4 protein-coding genes are annotated in these 3,889 nt (G+C 54.5%); 1 reads left to right on the forward strand and 3 read right to left on the reverse strand.

Going from position 1 to position 3,889, the window contains the following annotated elements:
- The 3 genes from efeO to putP all read right to left on the reverse strand — a co-directional run.
- Window positions 1-705: iron uptake system protein EfeO (gene efeO / locus RTY00_RS21420; protein ID WP_312666090.1), on the reverse strand; the 705-nt coding region annotated here is incomplete at its 3' end.
- A 54-nt stretch (window positions 706-759) separates the two neighbouring features.
- Complete coding sequence (gene efeU, locus RTY00_RS21425; protein ID WP_312666092.1) at window positions 760-1,593, reverse strand: iron uptake transporter permease EfeU; 834 nt, start codon at window positions 1,591-1,593, stop codon at window positions 760-762.
- 217 nt (window positions 1,594-1,810) lie between these two features.
- On the reverse strand, window positions 1,811-3,295 hold the full coding sequence (putP, locus tag RTY00_RS21430) for a sodium/proline symporter PutP (protein ID WP_179450330.1): 1,485 nt from the start codon (window positions 3,293-3,295) through the stop codon (window positions 1,811-1,813).
- A gap of 402 nt (window positions 3,296-3,697) precedes the next feature.
- Between putP and RTY00_RS21435 the strand changes: the two genes are divergently transcribed.
- Window positions 3,698-3,889: ribbon-helix-helix protein, CopG family (locus RTY00_RS21435; RefSeq protein WP_312666096.1), on the forward strand; the 192-nt coding region annotated here is incomplete at its 3' end.

Genomic DNA, 3,889 nt, shown 5'->3' on the forward strand with positions numbered 1-3,889 from the left:
CTTAGTGGCAAACTCTTCGGCACCTTTGGTGGTGTTATCGGCGAACAGGATTTTGTCCAGGCGGTGGAAACCTGTTAATTTCGGATCTTCGTTTTTCTTCTCGAAGTCATCTTCACGGGCATCAATGCTGCCATCGAGGTCAGAGAACAACTCCGCGATCGGTTCGATACGCTCGTAATGCACGCGCGTTGGCGCATACAAGGCTTTCGCTTTCTCGACATCACCGGCTTTCACCGCATCGGTAAACGCCTTGGTGCCCGCCACCAGCTCTTTCACTTCGTTCATCACGTAGACTTTGTAGTCGGCGATAGGGCCAACCAGCTCCAGCACATCCGGTTTGCCGGATGTCGCTTTCTTCGCATCACCGCTGACGACCAGCTTGCCTTTCGGATTGCTCAGCAGGCCGCAGGTCATGTCATATTCGCCCGCTTCCAGATTGGCGGTCAGTTTCTGGCTGAAGCCTGGCGCGATGTTTTCACGCTCTTCCACCACCATCACCCCTTTCAAAATCTCCCACTCCAGCGCTTTCTGGCTGTTGTTTTTGATGATGAACTGGGTTTTACCGGCCTGCACGTTGAGCGACATCGGCTCACATTGTTTGTCGGTCACGGTAACCGTGACTTGCGGGACGGCAGCAGCAGAAGCGGCACCGGAAAGCGCCAGCATAGCAACCAACAGCGCCTTACGGCGGAAGCGAATCGTCATAGTGATATCCCTGTTACATGGAAGAACAGGCGCGCAATCGCGCCTGATTTAATTTCAGCGAGTGGTGCGTGCCGCGTTGATCGAAGGTCGCGCCGGGAAGAAGAACAGCAGTAGCGCTGGAATAATGTAGATGAGCCACATCGCCACTTCGCTGACGCTTGGCGCTTCCTGATAGCCCAAAATCCCTTCCAGCAGCGTGCCGAATACCGAGTGCGTTGAGAGCGTGTTGCTCATATCGAACGCCACATCCTGGAAGTGATTCCACAATCCAGCTTCATGGAAGGCGCGTATGGCACCGGCGGCCAATCCGGCGGCAACAAACAGAATGAACAGGCTGGTCCAGCGGAAAAAGTGCGCCAGATTGAGGCGAATACCGCCGTAATAGAGCAAAAAGCCCAGCGCCACGGCAGTAGCCAGGCCGAGCACCGCGCCGAGCGGCGGAGCATACCCGACATCCTGAGTGAAAGCGGCCAGCAGGAAGAACACCGATTCCAGCCCTTCACGCGCCACCGCCAGAAACACCATCAGCACCAGCGGAAAGCCGCTGCCGCCCTGCTTCTGCAGCGCCTGATCGACCGATTTTTCCAGCGTGGCTTTGATATTGCGCGAGACTTTGCGCATCCAGAACACCATCGAGGTCAGGATCACCACGGCAATCACCGCGACGATGCCTTCAAACAGCTCCTGCTGTTTTTGCGGGAACTCACCGGTGGTTTCATTGATGAAGATGCCCAACGCTAAGCAGAGTGCGGCAGCAATAAATACGCCAGCCCACATCGCGGGAAACCATTGGGTGCGCTGGGTGCGTTTGAGATAGCTAGCAATCAGGCTGACGATGAGCGCTGCTTCCAGACCTTCGCGCAGCATGATGAGAAAGGGAACGAACATCACCAACCTCTTGAATTTTAAGAAGAGTAAAGCTTGGGTAAAAAAACGTAAAGTGCGAACGATATCGATTATCATTATCGCAAGAAGAAATACAAGTCACAGCGGGAAATTAATTTTGATTTTGCGGGTTGGAGAGCGGGAAAACGGGAGATAGTCGCCATAAATGGCGACCCTACGGATGGGGAATGAGGTCGCCATGAATGGCGACCCTACGGAGTTACTTGCTTTGGTATTCGGCTTCAGCTGCGGCAAAACGCTGCTGCGCGGCTTCAGATGGGCCACGACCCAACAGGCTGAACACCACAATCGCGATGCTGGCGAAGGCGAAGCCAGGAATGATTTCGTACAAATCGGTGTAACCGTAAGATTTCCACAGCAACACGGTCAGCGCACCCACCACCATACCGGCCAGCGCGCCGTTGCGCGTCATACGCTTCCAGCACACGCCAAACAGCACCACCGGACCAAACGCGGCACCGAAGCCCGCCCACGCATAGCTGACTAAGCCAAGTACGCGGTTTTCCGGATTCGCCGCCAGCGCGATAGCGATCAGCGCAATCACCAGCACCATCAAGCGCCCTACCCACACCAGCTCTTTCTGGCTGGCATTTTTGCGCAGGAAGCCTTTATACAAGTCTTCGGTCAGGGCGCTGGAGCACACCAGCAGCTGACAGCTCAGCGTAGACATCACCGCCGCCAGAATCGCAGAGAGTAAGATCCCGGCAATCCACGGGTTAAACAGAATACGCGCCAGCTCAATAAACACGCGCTCGCCGTTCTGGCTCACGTTAGCCGCGTGTTCTGGATGGTTCTGGAAGTAAGCGATACCAAAGAAGCCGACGGCAACCGCACCCGCCAGGCACAGGATCATCCAAATCATGCCGATGCGACGCGCAGTGCGAATGGTGTGATGTGAATCCGCCGCCATAAAGCGCGCCAGAATATGCGGCTGGCCAAAGTAGCCGAGGCCCCAACCGAGCAGCGAAATCACCGCAACAAAGTTCAGCCCTTTCAGCATGTCGAGATTCTCAAGGCTTTTCGCCTTAATCACCGCCATCGATTCATCCAGGCCGCCTACCGCGACGATCACAATTACCGGCGTCAGAATCAGCGCGAAAATCATCAGGCTGGCTTGCACGGTATCGGTCCAGCTCACCGCGAGGAAACCGCCTACTAGCGTATACAGAATAGTGGCTGCGGCACCGGCCCACAGCGCCGTCTGGTAATCCATACCAAAGGTGCTTTCAAACAGACGCGCACCGGCCACCACGCCAGAAGCACAATAGATAGTGAAGAAGATCAGAATCACCACCGCCGAGATAACGCGCAGCAGTTTGCTGTTGTCCTCGAAACGGCTGGAGAAAAAGTCTGGCAGGGTTAACGCATTATCATGATGTTCGGTCTGCACACGCAGACGACCGGCAACGATGCGCCAGTTCAGCCATGCGCCAATAATCAGGCCGATGGCGATCCAGCTTTCTGAAATACCAGATAGAAAAATGGCGCCCGGCAGGCCCATCAATAACCAGCCGCTCATATCGGAAGCACCGGCCGACAGCGCGGTGACCACGCTACCTAAACTGCGTCCGCCGAGAATATAGTCGTCAAAACTTTTGGTTGAACGGTAAGCAATGAAACCGATTAACACCATCCCAAGGATATAAACGATAAAGGTCACCAACATCGGTGTACTTATACTCATCTGACTCTCCACTTATTATTTGATCCACTAAGAGAAATCTTTCAATCATCGCTGCCGGAACGGGGCAACGGCATGATTTGACCGCATCCAGAGAAAGCGATTTCTCTTAAGGCGCGGTATCCTGCCGCAAAGGTGCGGCGCGCACAATGCATTTAACACAGCTGTCACAATGGTGACACTAATGCTGCTTTTTTTCTGCCCAGAGGTTGCACTCGATCACATTAAGGTTGCACCTTTCTACCAACCCAGGTCGCCATGAATGACGACCCTACATAAATCGTCTGGCTCGTAGGGTCGCCATTCATGGCGACCGCCCCGCAACACCGGTTGCACAAAGTTGCAACATAGGTGATATTGCTGCCACGCAAGCGATGAATCACTATTTTCGAGGACGAGGACATCATGGGAACCACTACCATGGGGGTGAAGCTGGATGAAGCCACCCGCGATCGCATTAAACTGGCAGCACAGAAACTTGACCGCACATCACACTGGCTGATCAAACAGGCCATTTTTAACTATCTGGAGCAGCTGGAAGCCGGTGAATCCGTGCCGGAAATCCCGCAACAGGTAATCGATGCGCTGGGTGATGAA

It is taken from the genome of Pantoea sp. CTOTU49201 (assembly GCF_032054795.1).
Taxonomy (GTDB): Bacteria; Pseudomonadota; Gammaproteobacteria; order Enterobacterales; family Enterobacteriaceae; genus Pantoea; species Pantoea symbiotica.